Annotated in this window: 19 protein-coding genes; 8 read left to right on the forward strand and 11 right to left on the reverse strand. The window is 72.5% G+C overall.

Going from position 1 to position 18890, the window contains the following annotated elements:
- Positions 1–40: 40 nt before the first annotated feature.
- Both AB0J97_RS13450 and AB0J97_RS13455 read right to left on the reverse strand, forming a co-directional pair.
- A complete protein-coding gene (locus AB0J97_RS13450) occupies positions 41–523 on the reverse strand; it encodes a Clp protease N-terminal domain-containing protein (protein WP_364087952.1) in 483 nt (160 codons plus the stop codon).
- Positions 520–747, reverse strand: coding sequence for an RNA polymerase subunit sigma-70 (locus AB0J97_RS13455; RefSeq protein WP_357696742.1), 228 nt, complete (start codon positions 745–747; stop codon positions 520–522). Before AB0J97_RS13455 ends, AB0J97_RS13450 begins: the two co-directional genes overlap by 4 nt.
- Positions 748–936: 189 nt before the next feature.
- On the opposite strand from AB0J97_RS13455, the gene AB0J97_RS13460 reads away from it, so the two are divergent.
- Together AB0J97_RS13460 and AB0J97_RS13465 are read left to right on the forward strand one after the other, a co-directional pair.
- Positions 937–1431 carry an NUDIX domain-containing protein gene (locus AB0J97_RS13460; RefSeq protein ID WP_364087954.1) on the forward strand — a complete coding sequence of 165 codons (495 nt, stop codon included), beginning with the start codon at positions 937–939 and terminating at the stop codon, positions 1429–1431.
- 101 nt (positions 1432–1532) lie between these two features.
- Positions 1533–2675: a phosphatidylinositol-specific phospholipase C1-like protein gene (locus AB0J97_RS13465; RefSeq protein ID WP_364087956.1), complete on the forward strand. Its 1143-nt coding sequence runs from the start codon at positions 1533–1535 to the stop codon at positions 2673–2675.
- A gap of 36 nt (positions 2676–2711) precedes the next feature.
- Here AB0J97_RS13465 and AB0J97_RS13470 read toward each other — a convergent pair whose 3' ends face one another.
- Both AB0J97_RS13470 and AB0J97_RS13475 read right to left on the reverse strand, forming a co-directional pair.
- The gene (locus AB0J97_RS13470) at positions 2712–3128 is read right to left on the reverse strand and encodes an alpha/beta fold hydrolase (RefSeq protein ID WP_364087958.1); all 417 of its coding nucleotides are present in this window, start codon (positions 3126–3128) and stop codon (positions 2712–2714) included.
- 25 nt (positions 3129–3153) lie between these two features.
- On the reverse strand, positions 3154–4029 hold the full coding sequence (locus AB0J97_RS13475) for a helix-turn-helix transcriptional regulator (protein WP_364087960.1): 876 nt from the start codon (positions 4027–4029) through the stop codon (positions 3154–3156).
- 148 nt (positions 4030–4177) lie between these two features.
- On the opposite strand from AB0J97_RS13475, the gene AB0J97_RS13480 reads away from it, so the two are divergent.
- Entirely contained in the window at positions 4178–5104 is a 927-nt protein-coding gene (locus AB0J97_RS13480; RefSeq protein WP_364087962.1) for an SDR family NAD(P)-dependent oxidoreductase, read from the forward strand.
- 37 nt (positions 5105–5141) lie between these two features.
- On the opposite strand, the gene AB0J97_RS13485 is transcribed toward AB0J97_RS13480, so the two are convergent.
- Positions 5142–5816 carry an alpha/beta hydrolase gene (locus AB0J97_RS13485; RefSeq protein WP_364087964.1) on the reverse strand — a complete coding sequence of 225 codons (675 nt, stop codon included), beginning with the start codon at positions 5814–5816 and terminating at the stop codon, positions 5142–5144.
- 288 nt (positions 5817–6104) lie between these two features.
- Positions 6105–6935, reverse strand: coding sequence for a helix-turn-helix transcriptional regulator (locus AB0J97_RS13490; RefSeq protein ID WP_357696728.1), 831 nt, complete (start codon positions 6933–6935; stop codon positions 6105–6107).
- 84 nt (positions 6936–7019) lie between these two features.
- Between AB0J97_RS13490 and AB0J97_RS13495 the strand changes: the two genes are divergently transcribed.
- Together AB0J97_RS13495 and AB0J97_RS13500 are read left to right on the forward strand one after the other, a co-directional pair.
- On the forward strand, positions 7020–8468 hold the full coding sequence (locus AB0J97_RS13495; protein WP_364087967.1) for an MFS transporter: 1449 nt from the start codon (positions 7020–7022) through the stop codon (positions 8466–8468).
- Positions 8465–9226 carry an SDR family oxidoreductase gene (locus AB0J97_RS13500; protein ID WP_364087969.1) on the forward strand — a complete coding sequence of 254 codons (762 nt, stop codon included), beginning with the start codon at positions 8465–8467 and terminating at the stop codon, positions 9224–9226. Before AB0J97_RS13495 ends, AB0J97_RS13500 begins: the two co-directional genes overlap by 4 nt.
- Positions 9227–9342: 116 nt before the next feature.
- Here AB0J97_RS13500 and AB0J97_RS13505 read toward each other — a convergent pair whose 3' ends face one another.
- Together AB0J97_RS13505 and AB0J97_RS13510 are read right to left on the reverse strand one after the other, a co-directional pair.
- Positions 9343–10575 carry a cytochrome P450 gene (locus AB0J97_RS13505; RefSeq protein WP_364087971.1) on the reverse strand — a complete coding sequence of 411 codons (1233 nt, stop codon included), beginning with the start codon at positions 10573–10575 and terminating at the stop codon, positions 9343–9345.
- Entirely contained in the window at positions 10572–11564 is a 993-nt protein-coding gene (locus tag AB0J97_RS13510; protein ID WP_364087973.1) for a methyltransferase, read from the reverse strand. The genes AB0J97_RS13505 and AB0J97_RS13510 overlap by 4 nt, the downstream gene beginning before the upstream one ends.
- Before the next feature lie 154 nt (positions 11565–11718).
- On the opposite strand from AB0J97_RS13510, the gene AB0J97_RS13515 reads away from it, so the two are divergent.
- Both AB0J97_RS13515 and AB0J97_RS13520 read left to right on the forward strand, forming a co-directional pair.
- Positions 11719–13260, forward strand: a complete 1542-nt coding sequence (locus tag AB0J97_RS13515; protein WP_357696718.1) for a 4-hydroxyphenylacetate 3-hydroxylase N-terminal domain-containing protein — start codon at positions 11719–11721, stop codon at positions 13258–13260.
- Between the two features lie 40 nt (positions 13261–13300).
- On the forward strand, positions 13301–14455 hold the full coding sequence (locus tag AB0J97_RS13520) for an epoxide hydrolase family protein (RefSeq protein WP_364087977.1): 1155 nt from the start codon (positions 13301–13303) through the stop codon (positions 14453–14455).
- 63 nt (positions 14456–14518) lie between these two features.
- Here AB0J97_RS13520 and AB0J97_RS13525 read toward each other — a convergent pair whose 3' ends face one another.
- Genes AB0J97_RS13525 through AB0J97_RS13535 form a run of 3 tightly spaced genes read right to left on the reverse strand, consistent with a single transcriptional unit; the run spans position 14519 to position 17488 of the window.
- Positions 14519–15898, reverse strand: coding sequence for an FAD-dependent oxidoreductase (locus tag AB0J97_RS13525; RefSeq protein ID WP_364088067.1), 1380 nt, complete (start codon positions 15896–15898; stop codon positions 14519–14521).
- Position 15899: 1 nt separating this feature from the next.
- Positions 15900–16301: an SgcJ/EcaC family oxidoreductase gene (locus tag AB0J97_RS13530; protein WP_357696714.1), complete on the reverse strand. Its 402-nt coding sequence runs from the start codon at positions 16299–16301 to the stop codon at positions 15900–15902.
- An 11-nt stretch (positions 16302–16312) separates the two neighbouring features.
- Positions 16313–17488 (reverse strand): acyl-CoA dehydrogenase family protein, encoded by a 1176-nt coding sequence (locus AB0J97_RS13535; RefSeq protein WP_364087980.1) that lies wholly within the window; start codon positions 17486–17488, stop codon positions 16313–16315.
- A gap of 174 nt (positions 17489–17662) precedes the next feature.
- On the opposite strand from AB0J97_RS13535, the gene AB0J97_RS13540 reads away from it, so the two are divergent.
- Positions 17663–18871, forward strand: a complete 1209-nt coding sequence (locus tag AB0J97_RS13540) for an acyl-CoA dehydrogenase family protein (RefSeq protein ID WP_364087982.1) — start codon at positions 17663–17665, stop codon at positions 18869–18871.
- Positions 18872–18890 lie beyond the last annotated feature (19 nt).

The raw sequence follows: 18890 nt of genomic DNA on the forward strand, positions 1-18890 counted from the left end.
GGCCCGAACCGGGGCCGGTGCGCGGGGGCGGGGGTGCTGGTCACCAGCTTTCGCGCGTGAGCGTCTCCCTGACGCGATCCATCAGTCCGGCCCGGTCGACGCCCGCCAGCGCGAGCGCACGGGGAACGATGCCGACGTCGGCACTCAGGACGCCGAGCAGCAGGTGCGCGGGACGCAGGTCCTTCTTGCCTTTGGCGGCGGCAAAACCGCGTTCGAGCGCGAGCCGGGCGGAGGCGCCGGGCTTCGGTTGATCCTTGGGGTCACGGAAGGTCTTCGGGAGGTCATGGGAGGCGAGGGACACCCCGACCGCTTCGAGGCTGTGCTCGAACTCCCGGTGCAGCGCGTCCCTGACGGCCTGCCGCCCGAGCCCCGCCGCCGTCAGCACGCGGTGCGCGGCGGTGCCCTCGACGGCGGCGATGGCCAGCAGGAGGTGGTGGGCCTCGGTAGCGGCAGAGCCTTCCTCCCGCGCCTCGGCCGCTCCCCGCAGGACGATGTCGTTGATGTAGTGGTCGATCGTGCTCACTGTCGTCTCCTCAGCGTCACGCCGGCGGCGATGAGCCGCTTGGCGTGCTTCTTGTGGACCGCCTGCCGGGTGACGTCGAGCGCCTCGGCGACCTCCGGCCAGCTCCACCCGGCGCGCATGGCCTGCTCCACGGCGGCGTCCTCGAGGTGGTCGGCCAGGCGCCGCAGCGCCGCGACCGCCGCGAGCGCGTCGGCAGGGTCCTGGGGTGTGGTTTCCGCCGGCATGCAAGCAACCTTAGTTGACTAGTTCGGCTGTAGTCAACTGAGGTTGCTTAGCTTCTCGATGTCCGGGTGAGCGCCGTCGTGGGTGAGGACGGCGCACGCCGGGACTTGTCGGCGCTGAGGGTCGAGTCGTGGAAGCAGCGGGGGTGACCCCACGCCGGGTTGTCAGTGACGTCTGCGACCGTGTGCCGCATGGGTGAGCCGATCGAGCGGGTGGACGAGCAGGACCGGGTGCTGGAAGTCGTGGAGCGTGCAGAGGCGGTGCGCCGGAGGTGGATGCATCGGATCGCGACGACGATCTGCCGCGACCCGACGGGGCGGATCCTCGTGCTGCGCCGGGCCGAGGGGCATGTTCGTCTTCCCGGCCACTATGACGTGATGGTCGGCGGCGCCGCGGGCGTGGGCGAATCGTACGAGGACGCGGCGGCCCGTGAACTGGCCGAGGAACTGGGCGCCGTCGTCCCGGTCCGCTTCTTGTTCAAGTTCCTGTGCCAGGACGGGATCAGCCCCGTCTGGTTCGGGGTGCACGAGGCCGTGATCGCCGGGCCGTTGGCCGCAGATCCGTCCGAGATCGGGTGGCATGCCTGGCTCACCGAGGCCGAACTGCGGAAGGTGGTCGATCGAGGGCCCTTCGTTCCGGGTGGGCGCGAAGCCCTGCGCCGATATCTCGGCCGCTCGGCCCGGTGACGGACAGCCGCCGGTCATCCTTTGACGTTCGCGCATTTTTCCCGACACGTTGGGACATTTATTGATCACCTGTTCACCGCCGCCTTGGAGTGTCGGATCCCATGCGCCGTCTCGCCCTCATCGCCGCCACCGCCGTCACCGCGCTCGCGGCCGTCCCCGCTGCCGACGCCGCCACCAACGGCCACGGCACCCTGCGGATCAACCACGTCCAGACCATCGCGACCCACAACAGTTACCACCGCGAGCTGACCGACGCCGAGAAGGACGTGCAGCGAAGGACCGACGCCAACTGGTGGAACCTGCAGTACTCGCACACCGCGCTGCCCAACCAGTTCGGCGCCCAGCACGTGCGCGGCATCGAGCTGGACGTCTTCCCCGACCCTCGGGGTGGCCTCTACAGCAACCCGCTGGTGCGCCGCGACGCCGGCCTGCCCGCGCTCGACGACCCCGCCCTCGCCCGGCCCGGCTTCAAGGTGCTGCACTGGGCCGACCACGACTACGGCACCAACTGCTCCGCACTCCTCACCTGCCTGCGTCAGGTACGCGAGTGGTCCGACAAGAACCCCGGCCACGTTCCGCTGACGATCCTGACCGAGTTCAAGAGCACCGACCCGGCCAAGGAGGCCATGGGCGGAGCCAGGAGCCCGGCCTGGGACCCGGCGCTCATGGACGCCCTGGACGCCGAGATCCGCTCGGTCTTCCCCGCCGACCGGCTCATCACCCCCGACGACGTCCGCAGGCCGGGGCTCACCCTCGAACAGTCGGTGCTCAGGTACGGCTGGCCGGAGCTGAAGGCGTCCCGTGGCAAGGTCATGTTCTTCATGGACAACCAGGCGAGCGCCATCCAGGAGCCTTACCTGGCGGGCCGGCCGAGCCTTGAAGGGCGGGTGCTGTTCACGAATTCCCGGCCCGGCCGGCCTGACGCCGCCTTCGTCGGCTGGAACGAGCCGGAGGGCGCCAACACCGCGCAGATCCAGGACCTCGTACGCAAGGGCTACTTCGTGCGGACCCGGTCCGACGTGCCGTTCACCGAGGCCAGGTCGGGCAGCACCGGCCGCCTGAAGGCGGCACTCGACAGCGGCGCGCAGATGGTCAGCACCGACTTCCCGGCGATCGGCCTGTCGGCCAGGCACGGCAGCGACTACACGGCCGAGCTGCCGAGCGGGGCACCGGTCCGCTGCAACCCGGTGAGCGCGCCCGCCGGCTGCCGGGACGACTCCCTGGAGCGGATCAGGACCAGGTGACCCGCAGGGCGGGCGATGATCGACGCCGTCATGGGGTCATCGCTTCTGCGGGATCGAGTCGAGGGACCTGCTCAGCGTCTCGTTCAACTCGGCCGGTCGTTCGAGGTCGGGCAGGTGTGCGGTGTCCTCGATGACGACGTGCTCGGAGCCCGGGATGATCTCGTGCATGAGCCGGGCGTCACCGATCGGGGTGGACTCGTCATCGCCACCGACGACGATGAGGGCGGGCACGCGTACACGCGACAGTGACGGCCGGTAGTCGGGACGCTCGGCGTCGAGGAGTTGACGTATCCGCTGGTCAAGGCATCGCCACCCGCCTCGGCAGCACCCTGGTCCCGCTCGCCATGGACGGCTGCGGAGTGCTCCCGGAACCGGAGGCGATCGGCGACCGGGTGGCCTCGGCGCTGCGCCGGCGACCCTCGCCGCACTGGCCAGGAGCGTCCCCGAGGACACCGAGGTCGGGTAACCCGGAAACCGGTCAGTGATGCGTGGTGGCGACAGTGGCGACGCTGCCTCCCGTGACGCGGAGAAGGTCGAGCTTTCCGTCCTCGGCGCTTCCGGACGCCGCCGTGTAGGTGACCAGGCGCAGGTCGGCGCCGGGAACGATGAGGACGTCGCAGTCGAGCAGGATGTCGCCGACCTGAGGGTGCCGGATGGTCTTCGCGTCGGTCGTGTGCGGGGCGGCGGTCGTCCGCGCGGCCCAGTGATGGGCGAAGGCGCCGGACGTCTCGCGGAGTTCTCGTACGAGACGATCGAGCCGGGCGTCGGTGGGATAGCGGGAGACGGCGTCCTTGAGGTCGGCGACGATCGAGGCGGCGAACGCGTCCGGTCCGCGTTCGGACCGGACGGGGAGCATCAGGGCGCTCGCGGCGCCGTCGCCGAAGAGCGCGCGGGCGAGGTTGCGCTCGGCGGCCGGGAGGGCGGCGGGGTCGCCGTGCAGGGCGCTCCACATGGTGTTCCACCACACCAGGGTCCAGTCCGCGGTGAACACGCCGATCGGGACGTCGCCGAGGCGCGAGACGAGCCGCTGGATGCCTGGGGGCACGTGGGTGTCGACGGTCCCGTCCTGCGGCGGCAGGAGCCCGGCGCTGCGGTAGAGCTGGTCGCGCTCGGCGCGGGCGAGCTGAAGGGCGCGCGCGAGAGCGCCGACGACCTGCGCCGAGGGGTTCTTGGCGCGGCCCTGTTCCAGGCGCAGAACGTAGTCGACGGACAGCCCCGCCAGCTGGGCCAGCTCCTCGCGGCGCAGTCCCGGCGCGCGACGGCCGCCGGTCGCCGTGAAGCCGGCGTCGGCCGGGGAGAGGCGGTCACGCCAGGCGCGCAGGAGCGCGGCGAAATCGGAGCGGGAGGCAGCCATGGACCCATTCTCGCGGCACGGCGACGGCTGAGCCTGGGTACTGCCGGTCCTGGTGACGGATGGTGCACTGGCCGGCGGCGGCGCTTGGGACGACCGTGGACCTGCGCCCGGAGCGGGCGCCACCGGTGCGACAGCGAAGGAACCCGGCATGAAGCACACCCTGGTGATGACGGGCGCGAGCCGCGGAATCGGCCGCGTCGCCGCCCGGCACATCCTGCGCCGGTCGCCGGAGACGCACCTCGTCGTCGTCGCCCGCCCGTCCTCCGGCGCGCGGCTCGCCGCGGAGCTCTCCTCGGGCGGGCGCCCGGTCTCGCACGTCCAGGCGGACCTCGGCTCGCTGGACAGCGTCCGGGCGGCCGCCGTCGAGATCCGCGACCGGCTCGACCGCGGTGACCTGCCGCCGCTGCGCGGCTTCGTGGGGAACGCCGGCATTCAGTACAGCAACGCGCTGACCGAGGGGCCGGAGGGGCTGGAGTCCACCTTCACGGTCAACGTGCTCGCCAACCATCTGTTCGTACGCCTGCTCCAGGAGCGTTTCGCCACCCCTGCCCGGATCGTGATCACGTCAAGTGACACCCACTTCGGCGACCTCAGGCACAACCTGGGCATGGTGCCGGGGCCGGTCTGGAAGTCCCCGGACGCTCTCGCCCGTACGGGCGCCTTCGCCGAGCCGCACACCGCGGCCGGTGGGCGCACCGCGTACTCGACGAGCAAGCTGGCCGCGATCTACCTGGTTCACGAGTACGCGCGCCGCCTGCCGTCCGGGATCGACGTCGTGGCCTACAACCCGGGGTTCGTCCCCGGCACCGGCCTGGCCCGGGACGCCGATCCCTTCTCCCGGTTCGCGATGCGGCGCGTCATGCCCCTGATGATCCTCACCCCCTTCGCCACGAGCCCCGGCGCCGCCGGACGCCACCTCGCCGACGTCGTCCTCGGCACGCTCCGGGCGCCGACCGGTTCCTACGTCGACCGCAACCGTGTGGGCCGCTCCTCGGACGAGTCCTACGACCCGCAGCGCGAAGCCGACCTCTGGAAGGCCGTCGAACGGTTGACCGCGGTCGCGCCGGAGTCGTAGCCGGAGCCTTTGGCGTAGAGGCCGCGTTGAGCAGGGTTCAGCCGGCCGCGGACCGCACGATGTCGTCGACGAGGGCGGCCAGACGGTCCGGCTGGGACAGGAACGGGGAGTGGCCGGTGGACAGCCTGCGGATCTCGGCGGCTCGGGCTGCCATCCGCTCTTGCAGGGCGGGCGGGAGAGCCTGGTCCCGCTCGGCGATGATGTAGGTGGAGGGGATGTCGTGCCAGGCGGCCGTGTCGGCCTTCTCCGTGAAGGACCGCCTGGTCTGGTTGACCAGGCGGCTCATCGCCTGCTCGGCCTCGGCGTCCGGAAGGTCGCCGTAGAGCGAGGTGCGCGGCTGGTCGACGAGGGGGAACAGGCCGCTCGTGTCGTCGGTGTCCGGCAGGCCGTGGAGGGTGTACAACGACTGTCCCCGGTCCGGCATGTACGCACTGAGGTAGATCAGTCGCTCGACGTTGCCCGCCCCGGTGGCGGCCTCGGTCGCCGGGATTCCCCCGTAGGAGTGGGCGAGCAGCACGATCGGGCCTTCGACCGCGGCCAGTTCCCCGGCCAGTACGGCGGCGTCGTCGTGCATGCCCGCGGTGGGACGTTCACCGGCGCTCGGAAGCGCGGGCGTGCGCGTGGCGTAACCGAGTGCGTGCAGTTCGGGCTCCAGCCTCGCCCAGGTGCTCGGACGGTGCCAGGCGCCGTGGACCAGCATGACGGTGGTCATGGAAGGGACTCCTAGGCTCCTATGTGATCGGTGGTGACATAGGTGGATGTGTCCTTCGGCTGTGGTCGACGTGCGGCCGTCGGCGACGCGGCGGAGGTGGGTCAGCCCGGCGCAGATGGCCACGGCCGTATTTTCCGACGTGCGCGCGCCGAGGTCGAGCCCGATGGGGTGGGCGCAGTTCGGCGACTGCTCTGGACATGCCTCACCGCCGGGGCACGTCTCGCCGTGACGTCGTCGAGAGATGCACTCCGGTTCACGACCCTCTCTACAGGCAGGGCGGTGAGGCGGTCAGAGGGTCGCGGTGGCGGACCGTAGCCACGCGATCTTGTCGGCCGTGTCGGTGCGGGGAAGCGGGTTGTACAGCACCATGGTCAGGTCGGGTCTGGCGGGCAGTCTCAGCTGGCTGCTCTCGAACGTCAGCGTGCCCACGACGGGATGGTCGACCTCGTTGATCCAGATTCCGGCCGCCTGTACGTCCTGTCGTGCCCACAACCGGGCGAACTCGGGGCTGGTCGCGGCCAGTGCCCCGGCCACGTCATGGATGTCGTGATCGGGGGGCTGCTCGGCCGCCGCGGCGCGGAAGGCCGCCACCACGGTCGGCGCCAGGTCCTGCCAGGCCCGCTCCCGGCGGCGGAACCGCGGGTCGTGGAAGAAGCCCACCAGGCAGTTGCGCTCGGCCTGCGCCATGTTCAGCGCGAGCCTGGCCGACTCGTTCCAGGCCACGTGGTTCCAGGAGGCGTCCAGCATGGTCGCCGGTTTGGGATCCCAGGCCTCGATCAGTCGTTGCAGGCCGTCGCAGTAGGCGTGCGGGTGCCCGGTCGGCGGCGGTGGATTGAGCCCGGCCAGCGTGTACAGGTGCCGCCGTTCGACCTCGTCCAGTCGCAGCACCCGCGCCACCGCGTCCAGCACCTGCGCGGAGACGTTGATCTCGCGTCCCTGCTCCAGCCACTGGTACCAACCCGGGCTCACCCCGGCCAGCACCGCGACCTCCTCACGGCGCAGCCCGGGCGTGCGCCGGCGCCCACCGGCCGGGAGGCCGGCCGAGGCCGGGCTGATGCGGGCACGTCTGCTCACCAGGAAGTCACGCAGGTCCCGGCGACGTCCTTCTCCCGGCGTCATCGCGCACCGCCTCGGCTGGTGGTGCCACCACCAGTGTCACCGCGCTCTCCCCACGGCGTCCCGTCATGGCCGAGCGTGGACGCCATGACGATCGACCCCTTGCCGAGGGACGCCGCTGCCGGGACCTCCTCCGGGGAGCACGACGCCCGGTTCACGACGCGTGCGAAACTCATCCTTGCCATCCTGTGTGCCGCGCAATTCATCATTTCTCTGGATTTTTCGATCTTAAATGTGGCCTTGCCTGATCTCGGCCGGGAGCTGGGGATGGAACAGGCCGACCTGCAGTGGGCCGTCACCGCCTTCGCGCTGCCGTCGGGAGGATGCCTGCTGCTGTTCGGCCGCATGGCGGACCTGCACGGCCGGCGCAGGCTCTTCCTGGGCGGCGTCCTGCTGTTCACCGCGGCCTCCGTGCTGGCCACCTTCGCGTGGAGTCCGGGGGTGTTCGTCGCGGGGCGTGCCCTGCAGGGGCTGGGGGCCGCCGCTGTCGTCCCCACCGGCATGTCGCTGCTGACGACGACCTTCCCCGAGGGGCCGCGGCGCAACCGGGCGCTCGGCGTCAGCGGGTCGGTGCTCTCGCTCGGATTCACTGTCGGCATGCTGGTCGGCGGCGCCATGACCGACACGCTGGGCTGGCGGTCGACGATGGCGTCACTGGCCGTCGCGGGCGTCGTCCTGGCCGTGGTGGCGCCCGGCCTGCTGACCGAGAGCCGGGGTGCCCGATCCTCCCGGCTGGATCTGCCCGGCGCGGCCACCGTCAGCGCGGGGCTGGTCTGCCTCATCTACGCCCTGTCGGCCACAGGAGCGGTGAGGGTGGTGGCCTTGGCGGCGGCCGTGCTGTCGCTGGGCGTGTTCGTGATCATCGAGTCGCGGGCCGCGCAACCGCTGGTTCCGCTGACGATGTTGCGCCGGCCCACGGTCGCCTTCGGCAGCCTGGGCGGCCTGATCACCTTCTCCATGATGAGCGCGTTCATCTTCCTGCTGACTCTCTACCTGCAGGAGGTCGTGGCACTGTCCCCCTTGTGGACAGGTCTGTTCTTCGGCGGTCAGGGCGTCGTCCTGGCCGTGACGGGCATGGTCTCCTCCCGGGTGATCCGCGTGCTGGGCGCGGGGCGGACGCTGGCGGCGGGGCTGGCCCTGCAGGGCGTCTGCACCGCCGCGATGACCGTGACCGAGGGTGCCTGGCCGGTCCTGGCTGTGGTGTGCCTGGCCTCCGTGGGCCACATGTCGGCCGTGGTCTCCTACGGCGTCACCGTGACCTCCGGGCTCCCCGACACGGTTCAAGGGCTGGCGACCGGGTTGGTGACGAGCGCCCAGCAGATCGGCATCACCGTGGGCATCCCGATCCTCAGCGCCGTCTGCGTGACCCGCGCGTCCGCGCTCCGATCCGCGGGCCAGGCCCCGGCCGCGGCCCTGCTGAGCGGTGTCCGGCTGGCCGCCGTCGTGGACGCGGCCGCGCTGCTGGTGGTCTCGCTCCTGGTCGGGTACGTCCTCCTCCGCACCACCGTTCGCCGATCTCTGAGGACGTACGCATGAACGACTCGCACCTGGCCGGTCAGGTCGCCCTGGTCACCGGCGGCTCGTCCGGCCTCGGGCTGGCCATCGCGCAGGCGCTGTCCGGCGCCGGCGCCCACGTCGTGGTGTCCGGCAGGCGCCGCGAGGCGTGTGAGGAGGCGGCCGCGGGAATCACCCGGGCGACCCGCCGCCCCGCGTCGGGGCTGGCCTGCGACGTGACCGACGAGGACGCCACCCGGCGGCTCGTGGCGGAGATCCTGTCCCGTCACGGACGCCTGGACGTGCTGGTGACCAGCGCCGGCGTCCAGGCCCGCGGCGAGATCACGGACCTGGACGTGTCCGTCCTGCGACGCTGTCTGGAGACGAACGTCGTCGGCACCTTCCTGGCCTGCCAGGCGGTCGTGCCGGCGATGCGGGCCGCGGGGTACGGGCGCATCGTGACCCTCGCCAGCGCCCTCGGGCTCGTCGGCGCGGCCGCTCGGTCCGCCTACGCGGCGAGCAAGGGGGCGGTCGTCCAGCTCACCCGAAGCCTGGCCGTGGAGCTCGCCCCGTACGGGATCAACGTCAACGCCCTCGCCCCCGGCCCCTTCCGCACGCCGCTCAACACGAACGCCGACGACGACCCGCAGGTGCGGCAGTTCCTGCACCATGAGGTGCCCCTCCGACGCTGGGCCGAACCGGGCGAACTCACCTCCGCGGCCTTGTTGCTGGCCGGCCCGGCCGCGTCCTACCTGACGGGCGCGATCCTGCCGGTGGACGGCGGCTGGAGCGCCCACTGATCCTGCCGGGCAGCCACGCCGGGCAGGAGGCCGGTACACGCGTCACGACCTCCGCCGCTGCGGGACTGGAGCGGGAACTGCGCGAGGCCCGCGGCCGAGTGTCGAGGCCGCACCCGTCACGGGCGCGCGGGAACGGGTGAGGTGGTGGTGATGAGGAAGCGGTGGAGGCCGCGGCCCACCCAGCGGTCGCGGTGGTCCGGGGGCTCGGCGGCGGACAGGGCCGGGAAGCGCCGCAGGAGCAGCGGCAGCGCGATGCGGGCCTCCATGCGCGACAGCGGCGCCCCCAGGCAGAAGTGCGGCCCGGCGCCGAAGCTGAGCGGCTGGACGTCCGGCCGGTCCGGGTCGAAGCGCGCCGGGTCGGGGAAGCGGCGCGGGTCCCGGTTGCCGGCGGCGAGCATGAGGACGACCTTCGTCCCGCCGGGCACGGGGATGCCCGAGATGTCCGTCGCGGTCTCGGCCCACCGGCTGGTCGCCTGGACGGGCGCCTCGAACCGCAGGACCTCCTCCACGTACGCGGCGGCGAACTCCGGCTCCTCGCGCAGCCGCGCGGCCAGGCCAGGATGCTCGAACGCCAGCCGCAGCCCGTGCCCGAGCAGGAAGCTCGTCGTCTCGAACCCGGCGGTCAGCAGCAGCATCAGGTTGCCGACCAGCTCGTCGTGGCTGAGCCGGGTGCCGTCGTCGTGGGCCCGTACGAGGGCGGTCAGCATGTCGTCGGCCGGGTGGCGGCGGCGGTCGTCGATGAGGTCGCCGAAGTAGCCGGCCAGCTCGTCCATGGCCTTGTCGGCGATGGACAGCCTGGAGACGTTGGTGATGCCCTCCAGGGCGATCGTCAGGTCCGAGGCGACCTGGCGGAACCATTTCTGGTCGTCCTCGGGCACGCCGATGAGCGCGCTGATGACGGCGATCGGCAGCCGGGAGGCGAACTCGGCGACGTAGTCGACGGGCGTGCCGCCGGCGCCCAGGTCGGCCAGCCGGTCCAGCAGCCGGTGGACCATCCGCTCGACCGACTCCTGCATCCCGGCCACGCGGGCGGGGGTGAAGCCGCTGCTGACCAGGCGGCGCGTCTGGGTGTGGCCGGGCGGGTTGCGGTACAGCATGGAGTCGGTGTAGCCGCGCAGCGAGGAGTGCGAGCGCCAGTCGGGATAGATGTGGTCGTACCCGGCGGCGTCCTGGACGCGGAGGCGGTTGTCGCGCAGCGCGCGGTTGATCTCGGCGTAGCCGACGGCGACGGTCAGGCCGGGGCGTACCGGCACGACCGGCCCGTGGGCGCGCAGCAGCTCGTACAGGGGGTAGGGGTCGCGGCGGCCTTCGGGGGCGACCAGGGCCGTGACGATCTCGGCGGGGGTCACGGGCGGGCCACCAGCCGGACGATCCGCAGCGCGCCCGCCGGATGCACCGAGGCGACCTCCAGGCCGCAGCGCCCGGCCAGGGCCCGCAGGTCGGCGACGGCGCGCTCGCGGCCGCCGTAGTAGACGAGCATGCGCAGGTCCATGCCGGTGCGCGGCGACTCGCCGTCGGGGCCGAAGTCCTCCACCACGAAGACGGAGCCGTCCGGCCCGGCCGCCGCGGCGCAGCGGCCCAGGATGACGGCGGCGTCGTCGTCGCTCCAGTCGTGCAGGATCCACGACAGCAGGTAGCCGTCGGCGCCCGGGGGCAGCGGGTCGAAGAAGCTGCCGCCGACGGCGTCGCCGCGGCCGGACAGTCCGGCGGCCTCCAGCGCCGCGGCGGCGGCCCGGGCGGTGGCGGGCTGGTCGACGACCGTGCCGCGCAGCCCGGGGTGGGCGGTGAGCAGCGCGATGAGCAGAGAGCCGTCGCCGCCGCCGACGTCCACGACGTGGCCGAGGCTGCCCCAGTCGTAGCCGGCCACGATGGCGGGGGCCCGCCCGGGGACCTCGGCGGCCATGCGCGCGTCGAACGCGGCGGCGCGGGCCGGGTCGGCGGCCAGGTCCTCCCAGAAGGAGCGGCCGAACTGCCGGGGGAAGGCCGCCTCACCGGTGCGCACGCTGTGCAGCAGATGGGCGAAGGCCAGCTCGGCCCGTCCTTCCCAGCTCTCGATGTCCAGCATGGCGCGCATCCCGGCCGGGTGGTCGTCGCGCAGCTCCTCGCCGAGCGCGGTCAGCGTGTACCTGCCGTCGTCGTCCCGGCCGAGCACTCCCCTGGCGGCCAGGTAGCGCATGAGGCGTTCCAGGGTGCCGGGGTCGGCGCCCACGGCGGGGGCGAGTTCGGCGCCGGTGGCCGGCGCCTTGGCGAGCCGGTCGGCGATCCTCAGCGTCGCGGCCACCCGGATGGCCATCGGGGTTCCCAGGTGGGCCAGCGCCCACAGGCGATGCTCCGTCACGCGGCCATCGTCACACCGTGGCGCGCGCAGGGGCACCTTCCAGAGTGCCGCCCGCGTCCGCGCCCGCGAAACAGCGCACATCGCGAGATGGCCGCCGCGTCCCCGGGTGCCACGCTGAGGGTGCACCGTGCCGCCTGCCCTTGGGAGATGTCCGATGCCCGATGCCGCGCCGAAGACCCGTCCGCTCACAGGCGGCGAGTACGTCGAGAGCCTGCGTGACGATCGTGAGATCTACCTCTACGGTGAGCGCGTCAAGGACGTCACCGAGCACCCGGCGTTCCACAACCCGGTGCGGATGACCGCCAGGCTCTACGACGCCCTGCACGCCGACGGCACCCGTGAGCTGCTGACCTGCCCCACCGACAGCGGCGGCGAGGGCTACACGCACCGCTTCTTCACCACCCCGCGCACGGTCGAGGACCTGGTCGCCGACCAGCGCGCCATCGCGACGTGGGCCAGGATGAGCTACGGCTGGATGGGCCGCAGCCCCGACTACAAGGCCTCCTTCCTCGGCACCCTGGGCGCCAACGCCGGCTTCTACGCCCCCTTCGACGGCAACGCCCGCCGCTGGTACCGCGAGTCGCAGGAGAAGGTGCTGTTCTGGAACCACGCGATCGTGCACCCGCCGGTCGACCGCAACCGCCCGCCGGACGAGGTCAACGACGTCTATGTGCACGTCGAGCGGGAGACCGACGCGGGGCTCGTGGTCAGCGGGGCGAAGGTGGTCGCGACCGGCTCGGCGCTGACGCACTACAACTTCATCGCCCACTACGGCCTGCCGGTCAAGAAGCGCGAGTTCGCGCTGGTGGCCACCGTCCCGATGGACGCGCAGGGGCTGAAGCTGATCTGCCGCCCGTCCTACGGCATGGCCGCCGCGCTGACCGGCGGCCCGTTCGACTACCCGCTCTCCTCCCGCCTGGACGAGAACGACAGCATCCTCGTCCTGGACAAGGTGCTCATCCCCTGGGAGAACGTGTTCATCTACGGCGACCTCGGCAAGGCGCAGCTGTTCACCGGCCAGTCGGGCTTCACCGAGCGTTTCACCTTCCACGGCTGCACCCGGCTGGCGGTCAAGCTGGAGTTCATCGCCGGGCTGCTGGTCAGGGCGCTGGAGATCACCGGCACCAAGGACTTCCGCGGCGTGCAGACCCGGATCGGCGAGGTGCTGGCCTGGCGGAACCTGTTCTGGGCGCTGTCGGACGCCGCCGCCCGCAACCCGGTGGAGTGGCGCAACGGCGCCCTGCTGCCCAACCCCCAGTACGGCCTGGCCTACCGCTGGTTCATGCAGATCGGCTACCCGCGGATCAAGGAGATCATCCTGCAGGACGTGGCCAGCGGGCTCATCTACGTCAACTCCGGCGCGGCCGACTTCAAGAACCCGGACATCCGCCCGTACCTGGACAAATACCTGCGCGGCTCGGACGGCACCGACGCCGAGGGCCGCGTCAAGGTGATGAAGCTGCTGTGGGACGCGATCGGCTCGGAGTTCGGCGGCCGCCACGAGCTCTACGAGCGCAACTACGGCGGCAACCACGAGAACACCCGGGTCGAGCTGCTGTTCTCGCAGATGGCCGGCGGCCAGCTCGACGAGTACGCGGCCTTCGTCGACCGGTGTCTCGGCGAGTACGACCTGGACGGCTGGACGGTGCCCGACCTGTCCTCCTTCGAGGAGCTGCGGCGCACCGGCACCGGCTGACCTGCTCGACCCAACCCTGAGGAGAGAAGGGCGGACACTCATGCGTCCATTCCGCATCGACATCCCCGACGCCGACCTGCTGGACCTGCACCGCAGGCTCGACGCCACCCGCTGGCCGGACGAGCTGCCCAGCACCGGCTGGGAGCGCGGCGTGCCGCTGGGCTACCTCAAGGAGCTGGCCGACCACTGGCGGCACGGCTTCGACTGGCGGGCGGCCGAGGCCGAGCTGAACCGGCACCCGCAGTTCGTCGACGAGATCGACGGCGCGGACGTGCACTTCCTGCACGTGCGCTCGCCGGAGCCGGACGCCGTGCCGCTGCTGCTGACGCACGGCTGGCCGGGCTCGGTCGCCGAGTTCCTGGACGTGATCGGGCCGCTCACCGACCCGCGCGCGCACGGCGGCGACCCGGCCGACGCCTTCCACCTGGTCATCCCGTCGATCCCGGGGTTCGGGTTCTCGGGGCACACCAGGGAGGCGGGCTGGCACCCGTACCGGGTGGCGCTGGCGTGGGCCGAGCTGATGCGCCGGCTGGGCTACGACCGCTACCTGGCGCAGGGCGGCGACGCGGGCGCGGTGATCTCGCTGGAGCTGGCCAGGCTGGCTCCCGAGCACGTGATCGGCGCGCACGTCAACATGCTGATGGCGTTCCCGTCCGGCGACCCGGCCGAGCTGGCCGGGCTGTCGCCCGCCGAGCAGGGCCGGCTGGCCGGGCTGGCGCGGTTCGACGAGGAGCTGTCGGGCTACATGAAGCTCCAGTCCACCCGCCCGCAGACGCTGGCGTACGCGCTCACCGACTCGCCCGTGGGGCAGCTGGCCTGGATCGTGGAGAAGTTCCACGACTGGACGGACTCCGACAAGGCGCCCGAGGACGCCGTCGACCGGGACCGGATGCTGGCCAACGTGTCGATCTACTGGCTGACCGCGACCGCCGGGTCGTCGGCGCGCTTCTACTACGAGGGCGCGGCGGGGCTGAAGATGGCCGCCGAGGGGCACCGGCCGCCGCCCATCACCGTGCCCGTGGGCGTGGCGGTCTTCCCCAGGGACATCTTCGTGCCGGTGCGCAGGCTGGCCGACCGGGACGTCCCGACGATCAGCCACTGGACCGAGTTCGAGCGGGGCGGCCACTTCGCCGCCATGGAGCAGCCTGAGCTGCTGGTGGGCGACGTGCGCGCGTTCGCCAGGTCGCTGAGGTAGCCGTACGACGCGAAAAGGACGCCGGCGGAGATTCCGCCGGCGTCCTTCCTCGTGCGGACGGGGTCAGGACCTGAGCAGCGGGACCTGCGGCTGCTGCCCGGGGGCGGCGGCAGGAGCCGCGCCGCCGCCGCTCTGGCACAGGACCCGCAGCATGAGCGCGGGCCGCATGAGCGTCTGCGGCGGGTCCACGAGCCCGGCCACCCGCATGAACGCGGCCGTGACCGCGCCGTCGCGGGCCGCCGCGGCGTGCAGACGCGCCATGTAGGCGTTGCCGATCCGCACCTTGGCGGTACGCCGCCCCTCCACGCCGGGGAAGGCGAGGTCGGCGCCGGCGGAGATGTCCCACGGGACGTCGATGACCCGCGAGATGTCCCTGAAGAAGGCCCGCCAGGACGGGACCGCCCCCGCCTGGAGGTGCCCGCGCAGGATCATCGCCTCCATGGCGGCGACGGTCATGCCCTGGCCGTAGACGGGGTTGAAGCTGCACACGCCGTCGCCCAGCACCAGCAGGCCGTCGGGGAAGGCGGGCAGGCGCTCGTAGCGGCGCCGCACGCTGGCCGGGAAGGTGAAGGTGACGCCCTCGTCGAGGGGTTCGGCGTCGCGGATCGCCTCGTAGACGTCCGGTACGGGCAGGGACTTGGCGAAGGCCAGGAAGCCGTCGAGGTCGGCCGGCGGGTGGTCGCCCAGGATGCCGGTGAGGGAGAGCATGCTCATGTCGCCGGGCAGCTTGGGGAAGAACGCGCCGCGCGGGTTCGCGGGCGAGGCGACCGGGTTGATCGACAGGTCCTCGCCGTACGGGTCGCGGCGCAGGCGGAAGTGGCGGGTGGTGTAGGCCAGGCCGATCTTGACGCGGTCCTCCTCCGGCCGGGGGAAGCCGAGCTCCTGGAGCCAGGCGGGGGTGCGCGAGCCGCGGCCCGTCGCGTCCACCAGCAGGTCGCAGGCCAGGTGCTCCTCGACGCCGTCGGCGTCGCGCACGCGCACGCCGGTGACCCGGTCGCGGGCCGGCGTCGCGGTCGGGCCGAGGATGTCGGTGCGCTCCAGGAAGCGCACGTTGGGCAGGGCCGAGACGCGGTTCCTGACCTGCTCCTCCAGGACGGGCCTGGTGGCCGAGACGCTGATCAGGCCGGTGGGGGCCGGGCGCAGCCGGCGGCCGTTGAAGTACCAGCGCAGGCTGGTGGCGAGGTCTCCGGCGGGCACCCCGTCGTCGATCATCTGCTGGGTGAGGCCGGGGAACAGCTCGTCCAGGATCTGCTGGCCGCGGGCCAGCAGGGCGTGGGCGTGGCAGCCGTGCGGCACGCCCCGGCGCGGGCCCTCCGCGCCGGTCAGCGTGTCCCGGTCCACCAGCAGGACCTCGGCGCAGTGCTCGGCGAGCACGCGCGCGGCCAGCAGCCCCGCCATGCCTCCGCCGAGCACCACCGCGCGCTGTGCGACGTGAGCGGTCATCTCAGTCACGCGGGCTGTTCTGGTAGGCGGCCAGCTTCCACTGCCCGTCGCGCCGGACGGCCAGCCAGGAGGCGCGGACCGCGCGCTCGGGGGCGACCTCGCTCTCGCCGGCCGCCAGCACGCCGCCCTCGGTGGTCAGCAGGCAGACGTCCTCGCCGAGGAAGCGCAGGTCGATGGGCTGCCCGGTGACCTGGGTGCCCTGGTACGGCCCGGCGAAGGCGTGGCCCATGAAGGCGCGGATCTCGGCCTGGCCCTTGCGGTACACGCCGGGCAGGATCATGGAGCCGTCCTCGGTGAAGACGGCGGCGAACGCCTCGGCGTCGTGGGCGGCCCAGGCGGCGATGATCTGCTGCGGCAGGGCGGCGACGGCGAGGGTCTGGTCGGGGGCCGACACGGTGGTCATGGCGATCTCCTTCAGATGTAGAGGGTGTCGGGTTCGAGGCCGCACAGAATCCGCCCGTACAGCTCGGCGTTGGTGTTGGGGTGCATGAGGGCGTGCTGGTTGACCGCGTGCACGTCGCGGGCGATGCGCTGGATGGGCACGTCGCTGTAGATCGAGGAGCCGCCGCTGGCCGTGGCCAGGATGTCGACGGCCTCCTTGCCCAGGCGGCAGACGGCGCCCATGTCGGCGCGGGCGCGTACGCGCTCCTCGATGGTCCACTGGGCGGAGGCGGTGTCCTTGGCGTCCACGGTCGAGGCCAGGCGGTGGGCGTGGAACTCGGCCTGGTCGAGCTTGAAGGTGGCCTCGGCGACCTGGAGGTGGGTCAGCGGGGCGGCGCTCTGGCTGGCGTACCCGGTGTAGGTGATCTTGCGGTCGGGCAGCCGCTCGAAGAAGACCTCGCGGGCGGCCTTGGCCAGGCCGAGCACGGTCCCGACCGAGGAGGCGGCGGCCACGGGCAGCAGCGGCGAGCGGTAGATCGGGGAGCCGGCGTTGACGTCGTCGGCGTGCTGTCCCTGGAGGATCGCGCCCAGCGGCATGACCCGCTCGGCGGGGACGAACAGGTCCTGGGCCACGGTGCTGACGCTGCCGGTGCCGCGCAGGCCGGAGGTGTGCCAGTCGTCGATGACGACCAGGTCGCTCATGGGGACCAGCGCCATGACGGGCTCGGGCTCGCTGTCCGGGCCCACGACGACGGCCACGATCTCCTGCCAGTGGCTGTGGTGCGCGCCGCTGACGAAGCCCCACTTGCCGTTGACCACGATGCCGCCCTCGGCGCGCACGGCCATCGCGGTGGGGCTGAGCGTGCCGCAGATCCGCACGTCGGGGGTGGCGAACACCTCGTCCTGGACGGCCTCGGGGAAGTGGGCGGCCATCCAGGTCGGGATCCAGTAGACCGAGGCCGTCCACGCCGCGGCGCCGTCGGCGCGGCCCAGCTCGGCGGCGACCTCGACCAGGGTGCGCGTGTCCGCCTCGGCGCCGCCGTAGCGGCGCGGGGTCCGCAGCCTGAAGACGCCGGCCTCGGCCAGCGCCTCGATCGTCTCCTCGTGCAGCCTGCGGTTCTCCTCCGCCCAGGCCGCGTTCCTGCGCAGGACAGGGCCTGCCTCCGTCGCGCGGCGGACGAGGTCTTCCCGCGCCGGAGCACCTGTCATCAACACCATGTCCTCCCGGGACGTCAGTCGGGACACTGCTCCCTGAACGTCCCATTCGCCGGTTGCGCGGCGCATCTTCCGGCGTGCGGGGTTGCCGGGCACGCACGGAGATGCGAAGGTCACCGGGGCCGGGCGAGTCTTGGGGGAAAACCCGAGACGAAGGGTTCGCGCAGCATGACAGCCGTCACCCACGCCCCCGTGGCTCCGCCCGAGCCCGGACTCACCCCCGACGAGATCGTCGCCAGGGCCGAGGCCATGGTGCCCGCCCTGGTCGAGCGCCAGGCCGAGACGGAACGGCGCACCTACTACGCACCCGACACCCACGAGGCGTTCGCCAGGGCGGGCTTCTACCGCATCCTGGTCCCCCGCCGCTTCGGCGGCTACGAGTTCGGCGTGGAGACCTTCATGCGGGTGTCGATGACGCTCGCGCGGGGATGTCCGTCCACCGGCTGGATGTACTCCTTCGGCTCGGCGCACACGCTGGCGGTCGCCACGCTGTTCGGCGAGCGGGCCCAGAGCGAGCTGTTCGCCTGCGGGGACTTCATCTGCCCGGCCACGGTCGCGCCCGGCGGCTCCGCCCGTCCCGACGGCGAGGGCGGGTGGCTGCTCGACGGCACCTGGAGCTACTGCTCGGGTGCCCCGTACGCGACCCACTTCATGGGCCACGTCGTCGTGGACGGGCAACCCATGTTGTTCACCGCGCCGCGCGACCAGTGGCGCCGGCTGGACGACTGGGGCGGCCAGCTCGGCCTGAAGGGCAGCGGCTCGCACAGCATCGTCATGGACGGCGGCCGCGTCCCCGGCCACCTCACGCTGCCGCTGCACCTCAGCCAGGCCGTCGTCACCGGCGGCACCCCCGGCCGCGAGCTGCACGGCAACCCCGAGTACGGCGGCGGCCCGCTCAGCGTCATGCTGCTCGGCAGCGCGGCCGTCGTGCTGGGCATGGCCCAGGGCGCCCTGGACGCCTACGAGGAGCTGATGCGGACCAGGACGACCATCTTCCCGCCGTTCACCACCCGCGCCGAGGACCCCGACTACCAGTCCTGGTACGGCGAGGCCGCCGGCATGCTCGCCGCCGCCGAGGCGGCCCTGACGAACGCCGTCCAGCAGTGGAGCCGGACCTGCGCGGCGGGCCCGGAGGCGTTCACCAGGGAGCGGGACGTGCGCCTGGCCACCATCAGCCGCGAGGTCGCCCGCCTGGCCTGGCGGGCCGTCGAGGGCTGCCTGTTCCCGACGGCCGGTTCGAGCGCGGTCCGGGACGGGCAGCGCATCGAGCGCATCTGGCGGGACATGTCCACCACGCACAGCCACGCCGGGTTCGCGATCTACCTGGGGGCCCTGGCCAACCGGGAGCTGTCCCGCGCCCGCTTCGGCCTGGACTGACCCTTCGCAGGACCAAGGC

This window comes from Nonomuraea sp. NPDC049607, from assembly GCF_040675375.1.
Lineage (GTDB): Bacteria > Actinomycetota > Actinomycetes > Streptosporangiales > Streptosporangiaceae > Nonomuraea.

Coding starts and splice junctions, on each gene's coding strand:
- AB0J97_RS13540 (WP_364087982.1), top strand. CDS start 17,663: ATGACAGCCGTCACCCACGCCCCCGTGGCTCCGCCCGAGCCCGGACTC.
- AB0J97_RS13520 (WP_364087977.1), top strand. CDS start 13,301: ATGCGTCCATTCCGCATCGACATCCCCGACGCCGACCTGCTGGACCTG.
- AB0J97_RS13480 (WP_364087962.1), top strand. CDS start 4,178: ATGAAGCACACCCTGGTGATGACGGGCGCGAGCCGCGGAATCGGCCGC.
- AB0J97_RS13530 (WP_357696714.1), bottom strand. CDS start 16,301: ATGACCACCGTGTCGGCCCCCGACCAGACCCTCGCCGTCGCCGCCCTG.
- AB0J97_RS13515 (WP_357696718.1), top strand. CDS start 11,719: ATGCCCGATGCCGCGCCGAAGACCCGTCCGCTCACAGGCGGCGAGTAC.
- AB0J97_RS13500 (WP_364087969.1), top strand. CDS start 8,465: ATGAACGACTCGCACCTGGCCGGTCAGGTCGCCCTGGTCACCGGCGGC.
- AB0J97_RS13475 (WP_364087960.1), bottom strand. CDS start 4,029: ATGGCTGCCTCCCGCTCCGATTTCGCCGCGCTCCTGCGCGCCTGGCGT.
- AB0J97_RS13465 (WP_364087956.1), top strand. CDS start 1,533: ATGCGCCGTCTCGCCCTCATCGCCGCCACCGCCGTCACCGCGCTCGCG.
- AB0J97_RS13525 (WP_364088067.1), bottom strand. CDS start 15,898: ATGACCGCTCACGTCGCACAGCGCGCGGTGGTGCTCGGCGGAGGCATG.
- AB0J97_RS13490 (WP_357696728.1), bottom strand. CDS start 6,935: ATGACGCCGGGAGAAGGACGTCGCCGGGACCTGCGTGACTTCCTGGTG.
- AB0J97_RS13455 (WP_357696742.1), bottom strand. CDS start 747: ATGCCGGCGGAAACCACACCCCAGGACCCTGCCGACGCGCTCGCGGCG.
- AB0J97_RS13535 (WP_364087980.1), bottom strand. CDS start 17,488: ATGACAGGTGCTCCGGCGCGGGAAGACCTCGTCCGCCGCGCGACGGAG.
- AB0J97_RS13485 (WP_364087964.1), bottom strand. CDS start 5,816: ATGACCACCGTCATGCTGGTCCACGGCGCCTGGCACCGTCCGAGCACC.
- AB0J97_RS13460 (WP_364087954.1), top strand. CDS start 937: ATGGGTGAGCCGATCGAGCGGGTGGACGAGCAGGACCGGGTGCTGGAA.
- AB0J97_RS13495 (WP_364087967.1), top strand. CDS start 7,020: ATGACGATCGACCCCTTGCCGAGGGACGCCGCTGCCGGGACCTCCTCC.